Origin of the sequence: Serratia grimesii NBRC 13537 (assembly GCF_001590905.1) — a bacterium.
Taxonomy (GTDB): Bacteria; Pseudomonadota; Gammaproteobacteria; order Enterobacterales; family Enterobacteriaceae; genus Serratia; species Serratia grimesii.
This window is the reverse complement of sequence record NZ_BCTT01000010.1, coordinates 94,432-111,124: the sequence shown is the minus strand read 5'-3', so window position 1 is coordinate 111,124 and position 16,693 is coordinate 94,432. Positions and strand designations below refer to the sequence as shown.

16 protein-coding genes and 1 other annotated feature are annotated in these 16,693 nt (G+C 51.5%); of the genes, 14 read left to right on the top strand and 2 right to left on the bottom strand.

Annotation, left to right across the window (positions count from 1 at the left end; genetic code table 11):
- Window positions 1-57 precede the first annotated feature (57 nt).
- The 5 genes from SGR01S_RS12325 to SGR01S_RS12305 all read left to right on the top strand — a co-directional run bounded on the left by SGR01S_RS12325 (window position 58) and on the right by SGR01S_RS12305 (window position 6,742).
- On the top strand, window positions 58-783 hold the full coding sequence (locus SGR01S_RS12325) for a gluconate 2-dehydrogenase subunit 3 family protein (protein WP_037418550.1): 726 nt from the start codon (window positions 58-60) through the stop codon (window positions 781-783).
- A gap of 2 nt (window positions 784-785) precedes the next feature.
- Window positions 786-2,567 carry a GMC family oxidoreductase gene (locus SGR01S_RS12320; RefSeq protein ID WP_037418554.1) on the top strand — a complete coding sequence of 594 codons (1,782 nt, stop codon included), beginning with the start codon at window positions 786-788 and terminating at the stop codon, window positions 2,565-2,567.
- Between the two features lie 12 nt (window positions 2,568-2,579).
- Window positions 2,580-3,917, top strand: a complete 1,338-nt coding sequence (locus SGR01S_RS12315) for a cytochrome c (RefSeq protein ID WP_061807573.1) — start codon at window positions 2,580-2,582, stop codon at window positions 3,915-3,917.
- Window positions 3,918-4,175: 258 nt separating this feature from the next.
- Entirely contained in the window at window positions 4,176-5,459 is a 1,284-nt protein-coding gene (locus SGR01S_RS12310) for an SLC5/6 family protein (RefSeq protein WP_061807572.1), read from the top strand.
- Window positions 5,460-5,608: 149 nt separating this feature from the next.
- Entirely contained in the window at window positions 5,609-6,742 is a 1,134-nt protein-coding gene (locus SGR01S_RS12305) for an ABC transporter substrate-binding protein (RefSeq protein WP_061807571.1), read from the top strand.
- Window positions 6,743-6,778: 36 nt separating this feature from the next.
- Here SGR01S_RS12305 and SGR01S_RS12300 read toward each other — a convergent pair whose 3' ends face one another.
- The gene (locus SGR01S_RS12300; protein WP_037418566.1) at window positions 6,779-7,468 is read right to left on the bottom strand and encodes a MarC family NAAT transporter; all 690 of its coding nucleotides are present in this window, start codon (window positions 7,466-7,468) and stop codon (window positions 6,779-6,781) included.
- A gap of 879 nt (window positions 7,469-8,347) precedes the next feature.
- Here SGR01S_RS12300 and thrS point away from each other — a divergent pair.
- The 8 genes from thrS to ihfA all read left to right on the top strand — a co-directional run bounded on the left by thrS (window position 8,348) and on the right by ihfA (window position 15,573).
- A complete protein-coding gene (gene thrS / locus SGR01S_RS12290) occupies window positions 8,348-10,276 on the top strand; it encodes a threonine--tRNA ligase (RefSeq protein WP_037418568.1) in 1,929 nt (642 codons plus the stop codon).
- Between the two features lie 3 nt (window positions 10,277-10,279).
- Window positions 10,280-10,831: a translation initiation factor IF-3 gene (gene infC, locus SGR01S_RS23740; protein WP_013812633.1), complete on the top strand. Its 552-nt coding sequence runs from the start codon at window positions 10,280-10,282 to the stop codon at window positions 10,829-10,831.
- 98 nt (window positions 10,832-10,929) lie between these two features.
- Window positions 10,930-11,127, top strand: a complete 198-nt coding sequence (gene rpmI, locus SGR01S_RS12280; RefSeq protein ID WP_004931418.1) for a 50S ribosomal protein L35 — start codon at window positions 10,930-10,932, stop codon at window positions 11,125-11,127.
- A gap of 43 nt (window positions 11,128-11,170) precedes the next feature.
- Window positions 11,171-11,527 carry a 50S ribosomal protein L20 gene (rplT, locus tag SGR01S_RS12275; RefSeq protein WP_004943595.1) on the top strand — a complete coding sequence of 119 codons (357 nt, stop codon included), beginning with the start codon at window positions 11,171-11,173 and terminating at the stop codon, window positions 11,525-11,527.
- Window positions 11,528-11,642: 115 nt separating this feature from the next.
- Window positions 11,643-11,765: a sequence feature (Phe leader region), on the top strand.
- Window positions 11,647-11,691 carry a pheST operon leader peptide PheM gene (gene pheM, locus SGR01S_RS24200; RefSeq protein WP_130383008.1) on the top strand — a complete coding sequence of 15 codons (45 nt, stop codon included), beginning with the start codon at window positions 11,647-11,649 and terminating at the stop codon, window positions 11,689-11,691. (Overlaps the previous feature by 45 nt.)
- Before the next feature lie 121 nt (window positions 11,766-11,886).
- Window positions 11,887-12,870 carry a phenylalanine--tRNA ligase subunit alpha gene (gene pheS / locus SGR01S_RS12270; RefSeq protein ID WP_037418571.1) on the top strand — a complete coding sequence of 328 codons (984 nt, stop codon included), beginning with the start codon at window positions 11,887-11,889 and terminating at the stop codon, window positions 12,868-12,870.
- A 14-nt stretch (window positions 12,871-12,884) separates the two neighbouring features.
- Entirely contained in the window at window positions 12,885-15,272 is a 2,388-nt protein-coding gene (pheT, locus tag SGR01S_RS12265; RefSeq protein WP_061807570.1) for a phenylalanine--tRNA ligase subunit beta, read from the top strand.
- Window positions 15,273-15,276: 4 nt separating this feature from the next.
- A complete protein-coding gene (gene ihfA / locus SGR01S_RS12260) occupies window positions 15,277-15,573 on the top strand; it encodes an integration host factor subunit alpha (protein ID WP_004943604.1) in 297 nt (98 codons plus the stop codon).
- Between the two features lie 213 nt (window positions 15,574-15,786).
- Here the strand turns inward: ihfA and SGR01S_RS24500 are convergent, their stop codons facing one another.
- Window positions 15,787-15,918, bottom strand: coding sequence for a hypothetical protein (locus tag SGR01S_RS24500; protein WP_037418578.1), 132 nt, complete (start codon window positions 15,916-15,918; stop codon window positions 15,787-15,789).
- A gap of 234 nt (window positions 15,919-16,152) precedes the next feature.
- Between SGR01S_RS24500 and SGR01S_RS12255 the strand changes: the two genes are divergently transcribed.
- A complete protein-coding gene (locus SGR01S_RS12255; RefSeq protein ID WP_061807569.1) occupies window positions 16,153-16,575 on the top strand; it encodes a DUF2502 domain-containing protein in 423 nt (140 codons plus the stop codon).
- Window positions 16,576-16,693 lie beyond the last annotated feature (118 nt).

The following is a 16,693-nucleotide window of genomic DNA, read 5'->3' as shown; positions in this document are numbered from 1 at the left end:
GCATCGACCGCAAGGTTGAGGTTAAATAGTTGTGATTATCTTTGGATGGAATGTGATATGTCGGACGATAAAACTAACAATTCACGGCGCGATTTCCTGTTGAAATCGATGACTTTAATCCCCGCAGCGGTAATTGGTGGCAGTGGCGTTAGCGCGCTGACAGCCACAATGCCGGCGGTTGCGGCAACAGATACCCCTAAACAAAATGACTACCAGCCCACGTTCTTCACCCCGGAAGAGTGGGCGTTCGTCAAGGCGGCGACGGCGCGGTTGATCCCTGCTGACGATCGCGGTCCTGGTGCGTTGGAAGCCGGTGTACCAGAATTTATCGATCGCCAGATGAATACCCCGTACGCGACCGGTTCTATTTGGTACATGCAGGGGCCGTTTAACCCGGATGTGCCGAAGGAAATGGGTTACCAACTGCCGTTGGTGCCAAAGCAAATCTATAACCTCGGTATCGCTGATGCCGATGCTTACAGCAAGAAAACTGCCGGCAAAGTCTTTGCCGAATTGGACGCTGCACAGCAGGACGCCATGCTGCAGAAGTTTGAGTCCGGTGATGCAGAATTCGAGCAGCTACCTGCCAAGTTGTTTTTCTCCTACCTGCTGCAAAACACCCGCGAAGGTTTCTTCAGCGATCCGATCCATGGTGGCAATAAAGACATGGTCGGTTGGAAGCTGATTAATTTTCCGGGCGCGCGCGCCGATTTCATGGACTGGGTTGAGCGAGGGGAACGTTATCCCTTACCCCCGGTATCAATTCGTGGGGAGAGGGGGTAACAATGGCAACGGTAATGAAAAAAGTAGACGCGGTGATCGTCGGCTTCGGCTGGGTCGGCGCCATTATGGCCAAGGAACTGACCGAGGCTGGCCTCAACGTGGTAGCGCTGGAACGCGGCCCGATGCGCGATACCTACCCGGACGGCTCCTACCCGCAGGTGATCGACGAACTGACCTATAATATTCGTCGCAAACTGTTCCAGGATCTGTCTAAAAGTACCGTGACAATTCGTCACAATACCAGTCAGACGGCAGTGCCTTATCGCCAGTTGGCGGCATTCCTGCCGGGTACCGGCGTGGGTGGTGCAGGCCTGCACTGGTCAGGTGTGCATTTCCGTATTGATCCTATCGAGCTGCGCATGCGTAGCCATTACGAAGAGCGTTATGGCAAAAGCTTCATTCCGAAGGACATGACCATCCAAGACTTCGGCGTAACCTATGACGAGCTGGAACCCTTCTTCGACAAGGCTGAGAAAGTGTTCGGCACTTCCGGCACGGCCTGGACAGTCAAGGGCCAAAAGATGGCGCCAAAGGGCGGCAACCCTTTCGCGGCAGACCGTTCCGACAACTTCCCGTTGCCCGCGCAAAAGAATACGTTTTCAGCACAGTTGTTTGAAAAAGCGGCACGGGACGTGGGTTATCACCCTTACAATCTGCCGTCAGCCAATACTTCAGACTCCTACACCAACCCGTATGGTGCGCAGATGGGGCCGTGCAACTTCTGCGGTTTCTGTAGTGGCTACGCCTGCTACATGTATTCCAAAGCGTCGCCAAACGTCAATATCTTGCCGGCGTTGCGGATGGAAAAACGCTTCGAGCTACGCACCAACGCCAACGTACTGAAGGTGAACCTGACTGACGATAAATCTCGTGCAACTGGCGTGAATTATATCGACGCGCAGGGCCGTGAAATCGAACAGCCGGCTGAGTTGGTGATCCTGGGCGCGTTCCAGTTCCACAACGTGCATTTGATGCTGCTGTCTGGCATTGGCAAGCCTTACGACCCCGTGACGGGTGAAGGTGTGGTAGGACGTAACTTTGCTTACCAAAATCTGACCACTATCAAGGCGTTCTTTGACAAGGACGTGTTTACCAACCCGTTCATTGGTGCCGGCGGTAATGGTGTGGGTGTGGACGACTTCAACGCCGATAACTTTGACCACGCAAAAGAAGGCTTCGTTGGTGGTTCGCCGTTCTGGGTTAACCAGGCAGGGACTAAACCTATCTCTGGATTGCCAACTCCTCCAGGCACTCCGACGTGGGGCAGCAAATGGAAAGCGGCGGTGGCGGATGCTTATACCCATCATGTCTCGATGGATGCCCACGGCGCGCACCAGTCATATCGCAGTAACTATCTGGATCTTGATCCTAACTACAAGAACGTGTTCGGCCAACCGCTGCTGCGTATGACGTTTGACTGGCAGGAAAACGACATCAAGATGGCGCAGTTCATGTTCGATAAAATGGCACCGATCGCCAAGGCCATGAACCCGAAACTGATTTCTGGCAGCCCGAAAAACGCCAACAGCCACTTTGATACTACCAGCTACCAAACCACGCACATGAATGGCGGTGCGGTAATGGGCGAAGATCCGAAGACCAGCGCGGTAAATCGCTACTTGCAAAGCTGGGACGTACATAACGTGTTCTCGATCGGCGCATCGGCTTTCCCGCAGGGGCTGGGTTACAACCCGACCGGCACCGTAGCCGCGTTGGCTTACTGGTCTGCACGCGCTATCCGCGAGCAGTATCTGAAAAACCCAGGCCCTTTGGTGCAGGCATAAGGACGGCGACTGATGAAAGCATTTGTTCCCGCACTGGTTCTCAGTGCACTAAGTTTCTCCGTCTGGGCGCAGGACGCCACGGTCAGCAGCGAGCTGATCAAACGCGGCGAATATCTGGCGCGTGCCGGTGACTGCGTGGCCTGCCATACCAATGGCAAAAGCGGTAAAGCGTTTGCTGGTGGTCTGGCGATGGAAACGCCGATCGGTACTATTTACTCCACCAACATCTCGCCGGATAAGAAAACCGGTATTGGTGATTACAGTTTTGAAGACTTCGATAACGCAGTGCGTAAAGGGGTCGCCAAAAACGGCAGCACCTTGTACCCGGCAATGCCGTATCCGTCGTTTGCGCTGGTGAAAGAAGACGATATGCGTGCCATGTACGCCTATTTCATGCATGGCGTGGAACCGGTGGAACAGGCTAATAAGGATTCCGACATTCCTTGGCCGCTGTCGATGCGTTGGCCGTTGAGCATCTGGCGCGGTATGTTTGCGCCATCGCCGGCGGACTTTGTGGCTGACGCCAAGGCCGATCCTGTGATTGAGCGGGGTCGTTATCTGGTAGAAGGTTTGGGCCACTGTGGTGCTTGCCATACGCCACGCAGCATCACGATGCAGGAAAAAGCACTGAGCAATAACGACGGTGACAACTATCTGTCCGGCAGCAATGCGCCGATCGACGGTTGGGTTGCATCCAGCCTGCGTGGTGACAATAAGGACGGACTGGGAACCTGGAGTGAAGCCGAGCTGACCGAATTCCTGAAAACCGGTCGTAATGACAAGTCGATCGTATTCGGCGGCATGAGTGACGTGGTCGAGCACAGCTTGCAGTACCTGAGCGATGAAGACCTGACGGCGATCTCGCGTTACCTGAAAACACTGCCGCCGAAAGATGGTAAGCAGCAGGCTGCGCCAGTCGAAGACAGTGTCGCTAAGGATCTGTGGCGTGGTAACGACAGCAAGCCAGGCGCGGCGTTGTACGTCGATAACTGTGCCGCCTGCCACCGTACTGACGGCATCGGCTACAAACGTGCGTTCCCGGCGCTTAAAGGCAACCCGGTCGTGCAGACTGAAGATGCGACATCGTTGATTCACATCGTGTTGACCGGTAACACTACGCCGGCGGTAAAAGGGGCTGTATCCAACATCACCATGCCGCCGTTTGGTTGGCGTCTGAATGACCAGCAGGTGGCGGATGTGGTTAACTTCATTCGCTCAAGCTGGGGCAATAGCGCCAAGCCTATCAGCGCCTCTGACGTGGCCAGCGTGCGTAAAGACCGCTCGATGATCCGCGATGAGAAGGAAATGGGTAGTGCAGCGGTGCCGGAACACCCGGACGCTAACAAGTAACTCCCACTGGGGCCTCGTAAGAGGCCTCAGCTTTTTGTGCTCCCCACGGCGATTTTTAGCGCGATAATTGTTCACGAAGCAGACAGTCAGCAAGCGAAAGATAGACCCGGACAGCATTTTTAATTATCCTTTGCCGTCCTTTTATCAGGCATAAGAATGAAATTCTGAGTTAATCCACTGATTATTATTAAAAATTCGCGGAGAAGGATATCCCGTTAGGCGCAATCGTTGTCGCCGCAGATTAAGGTAAGCTTTCCTATGAGTACGATTTCTCCCGATTCAGGCACGCTGGCTTCGGCCCAGCCGGGCAAATGGAATAAGACTGACACCGTCTGGATGTTTGGTCTTTACGCCACTGCGGTGGGTGCAGGCACGTTATTCCTGCCAATCAATGCCGGGTTGAACGGCCCGTTGGTTCTGGTACTGATGGCGTTATTTGCCTTCCCACTGACCTATTTACCCCACCGCGCACTGAGCCGTTTTGTACTTTCCGGCTCCAGCCGCGACGGCAATATCCATGATGTAGTGGTTGAGCACTTCGGTGTCTTGGCCGGCAAAATCATCATGGTGCTGTACCTGATGGCGTTCTTCCCGATTGTGCTGGTGTACAGTATTTCGATTACCAACGCGCTCGACAGTTTCCTGATCCATCAGTTTCATATCACGCCATTGCCACGTATCTGGTTGAGCCTGGTCGTCGTGGTTGTGCTGAACCTGGTTCTGTTGCATGGCAAAGACGCCATTGTTTCGGCGATGGGGATGCTGGTGTTCCCGCTGCTGGTGTTTTTGATGGGTATTTCACTGTACCTGATGCCAACCTGGCAAACGGCCAACTTTGTCAGTGGCCTGGCCAACACGCGATTCAACAGCCCTGATTTATGGCATTCATTGTGGTTGGCTGTACCGGTAATGGTATTTTCTTTTAGTCATGCGCCGATCATTTCGTCGTTTGCCTCGACCCAAAAGAGCCTGTATGGCGATCTGGCTGAACGTCGCTGCGCACGTATCATGCGCTACAGTTACGTCCTGATCTGCGTCACGGTACTGTTCTTTGTCTTCAGTTGCGTGTTAAGTCTGTCTCATGAGGATATGCAGCAGGCAAAAGAACAAAACATAACCGTGCTGACCACGTTGGCGAACAAATTCTCTAACCCATTGATCGCCTATCTTGGCCCGATGATGGCGATGTTGGCGATGGCCAAGTCTTATCTGGGTACCTCACTGGGCGTGACCGAGGGAGCGACCAGTCTGATTGACGGCGTGACACGTGCTGTTGGTAAACCCTTAAGCTCGCGTATTACGCACCGAATTTCCGCTGTGTTACTGTTCCTGCTGACCTGGGCGGCGACCGTCTGGAACCCAAGTGCGTTGCATATTATCGAAACCATCAGTGGCCCGCTGATCGCAGCGATCCTGTTTATTCTGCCGATGTATGCGGTACGCGCGGTACCTGCAATGCGTCGCTATCGTGCGTTAAGCAATATCTTCGTACTGGTGATGGGGCTGATTGCGTTGTCGGCGCTAATATACGGTCTGATTTAATCTGAGTGGTGCGCCGGTTCCGGCGCACCAGCTTGTTTCTGTTCACATCTCTTTTCAATTAACCGAAAACTCGCCTGGCGTTCTCTTTGATAATGGGAGCAGTTCTCATTATTATTTCTGGATTAATTTCCTACGCTAAGGAGTGTTACGTGCACCGTCGAATGACCTTGTTGGCTTTAGCCTGCGCCTGTGGTTTGTCTGCTCAGGCGATGGCGACCACTTATCCGCTCACCCTGACGGATACCGCCGGTCAAACTCTGACCATTAAACAAGAGCCTAAACGCATTGTGGTGCAGGACGGTCGCGATATTCTGACCCTGGCCTTGCTTGACCGCGCCGATCCCTTTAACCGTCTGGTGGCGTGGAATAATTTGCTGAAGAAAAGTGATGGCGAGACCTGGAAAATCCTGCAAAGTAAGTGGCCTGAAGCAAATAACATTATTGATATGGGGTTCAGCGACAAGGGCGAGGTTAATCTGGAAAGCGTGATCGCTAAGCATCCCGATTTGATGGTGGCGCAGCTGCGTTCTAAACCGTCCCTGAGCCAGACTGGCGTACTGGACAAGCTGCAAGCACTGAATATCCCGGTGTTGTTTATCGATACCATGCTTAAGCCAGTGGAGAACACCCCGAAAAGCATCACCCTGTTGGGGGAAACGCTAAACCGTGAAAGTGAAGCGAAACAGTACACGGACTTTTATCAGCAGCACTACCAGCGCATCCTCGATAAAACCAAAACGGTAGAGCCAAAGCCGCTGGTATTTATTGAGGCGAAAGCCGGCCTGAATGGGCTGGAGTCTTGTTGTTTCACGCATGCACATGTCGGCTGGGGCGGGATGATTGAAGCGGTAGGCGCACGCAATGTGGGTTCGGAACTGTTACCGGGCGCGACGGGCGACGTATCGCTTGAGAAAGTGATCAGCATGAAGCCAGATGCCTATATTGTTTCCGGCTCCCAGTGGGCCAGTAAAACCAACGCCGCAGTGCCTTTTGGCTACGGTGTGACGCAACAGCAGGTGGATGATGCGTTCAACAGAATGAAACAGCGTCCGGGCTTTGCCCAGCTTTCCGCGGTAAAAGACGGTCGCTTCTATGGCATTTATCACAACTTCTACAATCATCCGTACAATATCGTTGGACTAGAGTATCTGGCGAAGTTTATCTATCCGAATCAGTTCAAGGATTTGGACCCGGCGAAAACCTACAGTGAGATCCTCAGTCGTTTTACCGAAGTGCCGGAAGGTAAGGGGATTTTAGGCGCGCAGGCGCCGGCAGGTAAATAAGTGAAGCGGGCGCGGCAATCGCGCCCGTTAAACGGATTAGGCGACGGCAGGGGTGTAGGTAGAGATGATCTCCAATATGCCGTTGATAATAAATTGCACACCCATACACACCAGTAAGAACCCCATCAGTCGAGATATTGCCTCAATGCCACTTTGACCCACGAGACGCATGATAGCGCCGGAGCTGCGCAAGCAGGCCCACAGGATCAACGAGACCGTCAGGAAGATAGACACGGGGGCGACCAGCAGTACCCAGTGTGCAAATCCCAGTGTGTTTTCTTTCACACTTGAGGCCGAACTGATGATCATGGCAATGGTCCCCGGGCCAGCGGTGCTGGGCATCGCTAGTGGGACAAAAGCGATATTGACGGAGGTTTTCTTGCGCAATTCGTTATTCTTGGTTTCAATCTCGGGCGCCTCTTCCGCGTGTTGTTGAGGGAACAACATACGAAAGCCAATAAATGCCACGATCAACCCACCGGCAATACGCAAGCCGGGAATAGAAATCCCGAAGGTGTTCATGACCAACTGACCGGCATAGAACGCCACTGTCATGATGAAGAACACATAGACTGACGCCATCAATGATTGTTGATTGCGCTCTTCACGCGTCATGTTGCCCGATAGCCCGAGCAATAGCGCGACCGTGGTGAGTGGATTGGCCAGCGGCAGCAGTAGCACCAAACCCAGCCCAATGGCCTGGAATAACTGCAGAATACTCGTCATGGATCAGACTTCCTGTTTTCAGTGAATATTGTGACGCAGCATAAAGTCATACCCTAACTTGTCGCGCGTTCAGCGGCAACGGGAGGGAAATCGACCTGTAAATATAGAGGAATGGTGTTCGCAGCTCATTATCCCTGAGTGCTGGAGGGGGTTAGCTCGGGAACAGCGTCAGTATTTGCATCATCGTCATTCACACAATCGCTGGTTATCTCTTGTGTATCCTCACACTCCATTGGGGGTTCGTTCACCGCAATGGCTCTTGGGTGGCGGTCTGCCCCCAGATGCAACAGCGCAAAAATAGCCACTAACACGATGCAGGCACCAACGAGTAACTTCAATAACCGATTCATGATGCGGGATGCTGTCTCAACTCTGCCGTTAATGGCATCAGGATAGCGGGAGCGGGGCATGTTCGCCATAGCTGATTTACGCAATATTCTTGCTTGTCTACTCTGAACCGATTTGGGGTGGCGACACCCAAAATTTCGGTGTGTTGGCATCCTTGTCTCTAGATCCCAATTTAAGAGATTAGGGCTTTGTAACTCACACCTACTGATTACTATTAAATATTTTATTTTATTTTAGTGCGGTGAGGCCAGGTGCCTTGATTGCAGAATAGACACTCTGGCTTAGACGGCCTCTTACTTTCCCATTAGAAGCGTGACAACAAACTCCGGGTAGATGGCGCGCTAATCATAGTGTTACACTGTTCGTTCCGTTATGGCGTCGCACCATGGCACATATGCATTATGTGTTCATGAGGGCATATATTCGGCAGGGTAAAGTTGAATAGCGTTCATAACATAATGTATTTAAACGATTTTGTATTTCTTCATGTGATCTGTCGTGTGGGTCACCACTGTAGATAAGGAATTATTAATGCCTGTTATTACTCTTCCTGACGGAAGTCAGCGTCATTTTGACCGTGCCGTTTCCCCCCTGGATGTTGCCCTTGATATCGGCCCTGGCTTGGCGAAAGCCTGTATTGCTGGCCGTGTAAACGGTGAATTGGTTGATGCCAGCGATCTGATCGAATCAGATGCGCAACTGGCGATCATCACCATCAAGGACGCCGAAGGTCTGGAAATCATGCGCCACTCCTGTGCGCACCTGTTGGGCCATGCGATCAAACAACTGTGGCCAGACACCAAAATGGCTATCGGCCCAGTGATTGACAACGGTTTCTACTATGACGTTGATATTGACCGTACCCTGACGCAGGAAGACCTGGATCTGCTTGAAAAGCGGATGCATGAGTTGGCTGACAAAGATTATGACGTCATCAAGAAAAAGGTTAGCTGGCAAGAAGCTCGCGACACCTTTGCTGCGCGTGGTGAAAACTACAAAGTGGCGATTCTGGATGAGAATATCAGCCATGACGACCGTCCTGGCCTGTATCACCACGAAGAATACGTCGACATGTGCCGCGGCCCGCACGTGCCGAACATGCGTTTCTGCCATCACTTCAAATTGCAGAAAACGTCTGGCGCTTACTGGCGTGGCGACAGCAAAAACAAAATGCTGCAGCGTATCTATGGTACTGCCTGGGCAGATAAGAAACAGCTGAATGCCTATTTGCAGCGTCTGGAAGAAGCGGCTAAGCGTGACCACCGCAAGATCGGCAAGCAGCTTGACCTGTACCATATGCAGGAAGAAGCGCCGGGTATGGTGTTCTGGCACAACGACGGCTGGACTATTTTCCGTGAATTGGAAGCCTTTGTGCGTATGAAGCTCAAAGAGTACCAGTATCAGGAAGTGAAAGGGCCATTTATGATGGACCGTGTGCTGTGGGAAAAAACCGGCCACTGGGAAAACTATAAAGACGCCATGTTCACTACCTCGTCGGAAAACCGCGAGTATTGCATCAAGCCAATGAACTGCCCTGGACACGTGCAGATCTTCAATCAGGGCTTGAAGTCTTACCGTGATTTGCCACTGCGTATGGGTGAGTTCGGCAGCTGCCACCGCAATGAGCCGTCAGGTTCACTGCATGGCTTGATGCGTGTGCGTGGTTTTACTCAGGATGACGCCCATATCTTCTGTACAGAAGAGCAGGTGCGTGCCGAAGTAAACGAATGCATCCGAATGGTCTATGATGTGTACGGCACTTTTGGTTTCGACAAGATTGCTGTGAAGCTCTCAACCCGCCCAGAGAAGCGTATCGGTACTGACGATATGTGGACTCGCGCAGAGGAAGATTTGGCTGCCGCGCTGACTGAAAACGGGATTCCGTTTGAATATCAGCCGGGTGAGGGTGCCTTCTACGGACCAAAAATTGAATTTACTCTGCATGATTGTTTGGATCGTGCATGGCAATGTGGTACCGTGCAGCTCGATTTCTTCTTACCGGGTCGTTTAGGCGCGTCGTATGTTGGCGAAAACAACGATCGCGTAGTTCCGGTAATGATTCACCGCGCTATTTTGGGCTCCATGGAGCGTTTCATCGGTATCCTTACCGAAGAATACGCAGGGTTCTACCCGACTTGGATTGCTCCGGTGCAGGTGGTGGTGATGAATATCACCGACAGTCAGTCTGATTATGTCCAGCAATTGACCAAAAAACTGCAGGACGCAGGTATTCGCGTGAAAGCGGACTTGAGAAATGAGAAGATTGGCTTTAAAATTCGCGAACATACTTTACGACGGGTTCCTTACATGTTGGTGTGCGGTGATAAAGAGGTCGAATCAGGCAAAGTTGCCGTTCGTACCCGCCGTGGCAAAGACCTGGGAAGCCTGGACGTAAATGAAGTCGTAGACAAGCTGCTGAAAGAGATTCGCAGCCGTAGTCTTCATCAACTGGAGGAATAAAGTATTAAAGGCGGAAAACGAGTTCAACCGGCGCGTCCTAATCGCATTAACAGAGAAATTCGCGCGCAAGAAGTTCGCCTAACCGGCGTCGATGGCGAGCAGATTGGTATTGTCAGTCTGAATGAAGCTCTTGAAAAAGCTGAGGAAGCGGGTGTTGATTTAGTAGAAATCAGCCCAAATGCCGAACCGCCAGTTTGTCGAATCATGGATTACGGCAAATTCCTCTACGAGAAGAGCAAGTCGACAAAAGAACAGAAGAAGAAGCAAAAAGTTATTCAGGTCAAGGAAATCAAATTCCGTCCTGGTACCGATGATGGCGACTATCAGGTAAAACTACGCAACCTGATTCGCTTTCTTGAAGATGGCGATAAAGCCAAAATCACCCTGCGTTTCCGTGGGCGTGAGATGGCGCACCAACAGATCGGTATGGAAGTGCTTAACCGCGTCCGTAAAGACCTGTGTGAAGATTCTGATTTGGCCATTGTCGAATCCTTCCCTACGAGGATCGAAGGCCGTCAGATGATCATGGTGCTCGCACCGAAGAAGAGGCAGTAAGGCCTCCAAGTAATAGAACTCACGCAGCGCTTGCGTTGTGTGGGTTTTATTCGCCTAACTGATTCGTTGTTTAACAATGCGAAGTGGATTTAATTAAAATGCCAAAGATTAAAACTGTACGTGGTGCAGCCAAACGCTTCAAAAAAACCGGCAGCGGTGGTTTTAAGCGCAAGCATGCTAACCTGCGTCATATTCTGACCAAAAAAGCAACCAAGCGTAAACGTCACCTGCGTCCGAAAGGCATGGTGTCTAAAAACGATCTGGTCCTGGTTACCGCGTGCCTTCCGTACGCATAAACCTTTTTTTTTGAATCTAGAATAAGACTTTAGGAGAGAGCATATGGCTCGCGTAAAACGTGGTGTAATTGCACGCGCACGTCACAAGAAAATTTTAAAACAAGCGAAAGGTTACTACGGTGCCCGTTCGCGCGTTTATCGTGTTGCCTTCCAGGCAGTAATCAAAGCAGGTCAGTATGCTTACCGTGACCGTCGTCAACGTAAGCGTCAGTTCCGTCAGCTGTGGATTGCACGTATCAACGCAGCTGCACGTGTAAACGGCCTGTCTTACAGCAAATTCATTAACGGCTTGAAAAAAGCTTCTATTGAAATTGACCGTAAGATCCTGGCTGACATCGCAGTCTTCGACAAAGTGGCCTTTGGCGCACTGGTTGAGAAAGCGAAAGCAGCACTGGCGTAAGTCAGTTATTAAAGAGGGAGCTTGCTCCCTCTTTAATCTTTGTTTTCAGCTACACACATTGACTTTTATTGACCACCGCTATATCACTGGTGGACAATCATTGACTAGGTAACGCAATCATGAAAGCTGCTATTTTTCGTTTCTTTTTTTACTTTAGCGCCTGAACTCAGGAGGCTTTGCGCGTAAGAAAAGAAACGAAAAGTAGCGCCTAAGCCTCCCTTGTGGAGGCTTTTTTGTTTCTAGCCATCTTCATTATTGCCTGACGGCAAGTTGAAATGCTTTGGAGATGCGCTAAAGGCGTGTTCGAATAATAGATAACAATTACTTAGAGCCATATCGGCCAGAGGAAGAGGAAAGCAATGCCACATCTCGCAGAGCTGGTTGCCAATGCCAAGGCAGCCGTAGAAGATGCCCAGGATGTTGCCGCGTTAGATTTGGTACGCGTCGAATATTTAGGCAAAAAAGGTCATTTCACCTTGCAGATGCAATCGCTGCGTGACGTGCCGGCGGAAGATCGCCCGGCTGCCGGTGCCGTGATCAACCAGGCGAAACAGGCGGTGCAGGAAGCGCTGAACGCGCGTAAAAACACGCTGGAATCTGCCGCGTTGAACGAGCGTCTGGCCGCAGAAACCATCGACGTCTCTTTGCCGGGCCGTCGTATGGAAAATGGTGGATTGCATCCGGTGACGCGTACTATCGATCGTATCGAAGCTTTCTTCGGCGAATTGGGCTTCTCCGTGGAGACCGGGCCGGAAATTGAAGATGACTATCACAACTTCGACGCGTTGAATATCCCGGGTCATCACCCGGCGCGTGCTGATCACGATACCTTCTGGTTCGATGCTACGCGCTTGCTGCGCACCCAGACTTCCGGCGTGCAGATCCGTACGATGAAGAACCAGCAGCCGCCAATCCGCATTATTGCACCAGGTCGTGTGTACCGTAACGATTACGACCAGACGCATACCCCGATGTTCCATCAGATGGAAGGCCTGATTGTTGATAAAGACATCAGCTTCACCAACCTGAAGGGGACGCTGCATGATTTCCTGAATAACTTCTTTGAAGAAGATTTGCAGGTTCGTTTCCGTCCTTCTTACTTCCCGTTTACCGAACCTTCCGCTGAAGTGGATGTGATGGGCAAAAATGGCAAGTGGCTGGAAGTTCTGGGCTGCGGCATGGTTCACCCGAACGTGCTGCGCAACGTGGGCATCGATCCGGAAATTTATTCTGGTTTCGCTTTCGGTATGGGTATGGAGCGTCTGACGATGCTGCGTTACGGCGTTACCGATCTGCGCGCGTTCTTCGAAAACGATCTGCGTTTCCTCAAACAGTTTAAGTAAGGCGGGAATATCACATGAAATTCAGTGAACTCTGGTTGCGCGAGTGGGTAAACCCGGCCATCAGCAGCGAAGCATTATCCGATCAAATTACTATGGCCGGCCTGGAAGTGGACGGCGTGGAGCCTGTAGCTGGTGCCTTCAACGGTGTAGTCGTGGGCCATGTTGTTGAGTGCGGTCAGCATCCGAACGCGGACAAACTGCGCGTAACCAAGATTAACGTGGGTGGCGATCGTCTGCTGGACATCGTCTGCGGCGCACCAAACTGCCGTACTGGCTTGAAAGTGGCTGTTGCAACCGTGGGTGCAGTACTGCCGGGTGACTTCAAGATCAAAGCCGCTAAGCTGCGTGGCGAACCCTCTGAAGGTATGCTTTGCTCGTTCTCCGAACTGGGGATTACCGACGATCATGACGGTATCATTGAGCTACCGGAAGACGCGCCTATCGGAACCGATATTCGCGAATATCTGAAGCTGAACGATAACGCGATCGAAATCAGCGTAACCCCGAACCGTGCCGACTGCCTGGGGATTATTGGCGTTGCACGTGATGTTGGCGTTTTGAATCAAGTCGAGCTGACCGAACCGGACATGAGCCCGGTAGCCGCCACCATTAATGATACGCTGCCAATTCGTGTTGATGCGCCTCAGGCGTGCCCACGCTATCTTGGCCGCGTCGTAAAAGGCATCAATGTTAAGGCTGCCAGCCCTCTGTGGATGCGTGAAAAACTGCGTCGTTGCGGCATCCGCTCCATTGATGCCGTGGTTGATGTGATCAACTACGTACTGTTGGAATTGGGGCAACCCATGCATGCCTTCGACCTGAGCCGCATTGAAGGCGGTATCGTGGTGCGTATGGCAAGCGAAGGTGAAACCCTGACGCTGTTGGACGGTAACGAAGCCAAACTGAATGCCGATACTTTAGTGATTGCCGATCACCAAAAAGCCTTGGCGATGGGGGGCATCTTCGGTGGTGAACATTCCGGTGTCAACGAAGCCACCCAGGATGTACTGCTGGAGTGCGCATTCTTTAGCCCGTTGTCCATTACCGGACGTGCGCGCCGCCATGGCTTACACACTGATGCATCACACCGTTACGAACGTGGCGTTGATCCTGCGTTGCAATATAAAGCAATGGAGCGTGCGACTCGTCTGTTGATTGATATCTGCGGCGGTCAGGCTGGGCCGGTCATTGATGTGACCACTGAAAGCGAACTGCCTAAACGTGCCACCATTACTTTACGTCGTGAAAAACTGGATCGCCTGATTGGTCACGTTGTGCCAAGTGAACAAGTGAGCGACATTCTGCGTCGTTTGGGCTGCCAGGTGACCGAGCAAGGCGATAACTGGCTGGCGGTTGCCCCAAGCTGGCGTTTCGATATGGAAATCGAAGAAGATCTGGTGGAAGAAGTGGCGCGTGTTTACGGCTACAACAATATTCCTGACGTACCGGTACGCGCTGATCTGATCATGACCAAGCACCGTGAAGCGGATCTGACACTGAAGCGTGTGAAGACCATGCTGGTCGATCACGGTTACCAGGAAGCCATCACCTATAGCTTTGTTGATCCTAAAGTTCAGGCCTTACTGCACCCGGGCGAAGAAGTCTTGATTCTGCCAAGCCCAATTTCGGTAGAAATGTCTGCGATGCGTCTGTCTCTGTGGACTGGCTTGCTGTCTGCGGTCGTCTATAACCAGAATCGTCAGCAAACGCGCCTGCGCATGTTTGAAAGCGGCCTGCGCTTTGTACCTGATACTGCGGCAAATCTGGGTATCCGCCAGGACGTCATGCTAGCAGGGGTTATTGCGGGTCATACGCATGAAGAACATTGGGATCTGGCGCGTAAGCCTGTCGACTTCTATGATTTAAAAGGGGATCTGGAGTCTGTTCTGGAGCTGACCGGTAAATTATCCGAAATTCAGTTCAAGGCAGAGACCAATCCGGCATTGCACCCAGGGCAGAGTGCGGGTATTTATTTCCAAGGCGAACGTGTAGGTTTCATCGGTGTAGTTCATCCGGAACTTGAACGTAAACTGGATCTTAACGGCCGTACCGTGGTGTTCGAACTGGAGTGGAACAAGGTCGCAAGCCGCGCCGTGCCTCAAGCGCGGGAGGTTTCTCGCTTCCCGGCAAACCGCCGTGATATCGCTGTTGTGGTGGCTGAAAACGTCCCCGCAGAAGATATTTTGGCAGAGTGTAAGAAAGTTGGCGCAAATCAGGTAGTTGGCGTAAACTTGTTTGATGTGTACCGTGGCAAGGGCGTGGCAGAGGGTTATAAGAGCCTGGCTATCAGTCTGGTATTGCAGGATACCGCTCGTACACTGGAAGAAGAGGAGATAGCCGTTACCGTTGCAAAATGTGTAGAGGCTCTAAAACAGCGATTCCAAGCATCCTTGAGGGATTGAACCTATGGCGCTTACTAAAGCTGAAATGTCAGAACACCTGTTTGAAAAGCTTGGGCTTAGCAAACGGGATGCCAAAGACCTGGTAGAACTGTTTTTCGAAGAGGTCCGTCGTGCTCTTGAGAACGGTGAGCAGGTGAAACTGTCAGGTTTTGGCAATTTTGATTTACGTGACAAAAACCAACGTCCGGGGCGTAACCCGAAGACCGGCGAGGACATTCCGATTACGGCGCGCCGCGTGGTCACTTTCCGTCCGGGACAAAAGCTGAAAAGTCGGGTAGAGAACGCAAGCCCGAAAGAGTAAGTTACGTGCAACCAAAAAAGGCCGCTTTTGCGGCCTTTTTCTTTTTGTGTATTAAACCCAGTTTATTCTTAAATTAAAATGGAGGAAATATTCTCAAATATTAATTTTTGATGGGATTTTTAGCTATAAAATAATATATCGTTTGCGGATTATTCTTATGGTTATTTTTTATTGTTGATCATTATAAATAAAAGGGGCCGAAGCCCCTAATAATCAATAATGGTTGTAGTAGTGACCTGGGCCACCGCCGCCCCGGTGTCCACCACCGTAAGGCCCGAAGCAACAGGCGCTGAGCGCCGTAGTCAGCACAGCGACGGTCAGCAGCAGTACAATACGCTTAATCATAATAATATCTCTTTGGTGGGTGTCAGTTTAATTATAAATGTCGGTAGGGTACGTAGTACGTCAGCTATTCGTTAAACGTTGTTAGCAGCTATAATTATTTAAATAACGGAAAGTTGACTGTATGGATTGTGTAAGGGAGATGAAAACGATCTGAAAATAGGCTTTGGTGAGATAGGCGTAAAATAAACGTGCTGATATAACCACCTCAGCGAGAAAATAAAGTAGGAGCGTAAAATGAAAAAGATCCTGTTGCTGGTGTGTTTACCGCTGCTGCTACCGCTGGTGGCGCAGGCGGATGTCTCTATCGATATCAACGTACCGGGTGTTGCGGTGCACCTGGGGGATCAGGACCGTCGCGGCTACTATTGGGATGGTTACGACTGGCGTCCGCCGCAATGGTGGCATGAGCACCAGGGGCGTGGCATGGGGGAACGCAATAATCGGGGTATGTATTGGGATGGTGGCCGCTGGCAATCCTCGCCGCCGCGTGGCTACGAGCATCGTGGCCCTGAGCGGGGCGGTAACCCGTTCCACGGTGAACGTGATAATCGTGATAACGGCAATCATCATGACAATGGTGACCGCGATAATGGCCGCGACCATGACAATGGTCACAGCAAACCCTATCCGCAAAACAATAACGACCCACGCCGCTAATTGATTTAACGGCGGCTAATCTTGCCATCACCTGCGGGTAGTGGGTAGGTTTAGCCGCTGTTTTCCTGCTGTTATCCTTATGCAATGCTTTCCCTTCTGAGCCTAACCCCCTAATATT

Bases quoted from the DNA above. Each gene is read 5' to 3' on its own strand.
- SGR01S_RS12325 (WP_037418550.1), top strand. From the start codon at position 58: ATGTCGGACGATAAAACTAACAATTCACGGCGCGATTTCCTGTTGAAA.
- SGR01S_RS12320 (WP_037418554.1), top strand. From the start codon at position 786: ATGGCAACGGTAATGAAAAAAGTAGACGCGGTGATCGTCGGCTTCGGC.
- SGR01S_RS12315 (WP_061807573.1), top strand. From the start codon at position 2,580: ATGAAAGCATTTGTTCCCGCACTGGTTCTCAGTGCACTAAGTTTCTCC.
- SGR01S_RS12310 (WP_061807572.1), top strand. From the start codon at position 4,176: ATGAGTACGATTTCTCCCGATTCAGGCACGCTGGCTTCGGCCCAGCCG.
- SGR01S_RS12300 (WP_037418566.1), bottom strand. From the start codon at position 7,468: ATGACGAGTATTCTGCAGTTATTCCAGGCCATTGGGCTGGGTTTGGTG.
- thrS (WP_037418568.1), top strand. From the start codon at position 8,348: ATGCCTGTTATTACTCTTCCTGACGGAAGTCAGCGTCATTTTGACCGT.
- rpmI (WP_004931418.1), top strand. From the start codon at position 10,930: ATGCCAAAGATTAAAACTGTACGTGGTGCAGCCAAACGCTTCAAAAAA.
- rplT (WP_004943595.1), top strand. From the start codon at position 11,171: ATGGCTCGCGTAAAACGTGGTGTAATTGCACGCGCACGTCACAAGAAA.
- pheS (WP_037418571.1), top strand. From the start codon at position 11,887: ATGCCACATCTCGCAGAGCTGGTTGCCAATGCCAAGGCAGCCGTAGAA.
- pheT (WP_061807570.1), top strand. From the start codon at position 12,885: ATGAAATTCAGTGAACTCTGGTTGCGCGAGTGGGTAAACCCGGCCATC.
- ihfA (WP_004943604.1), top strand. From the start codon at position 15,277: ATGGCGCTTACTAAAGCTGAAATGTCAGAACACCTGTTTGAAAAGCTT.
- SGR01S_RS24500 (WP_037418578.1), bottom strand. From the start codon at position 15,918: ATGATTAAGCGTATTGTACTGCTGCTGACCGTCGCTGTGCTGACTACG.
- SGR01S_RS12255 (WP_061807569.1), top strand. From the start codon at position 16,153: ATGAAAAAGATCCTGTTGCTGGTGTGTTTACCGCTGCTGCTACCGCTG.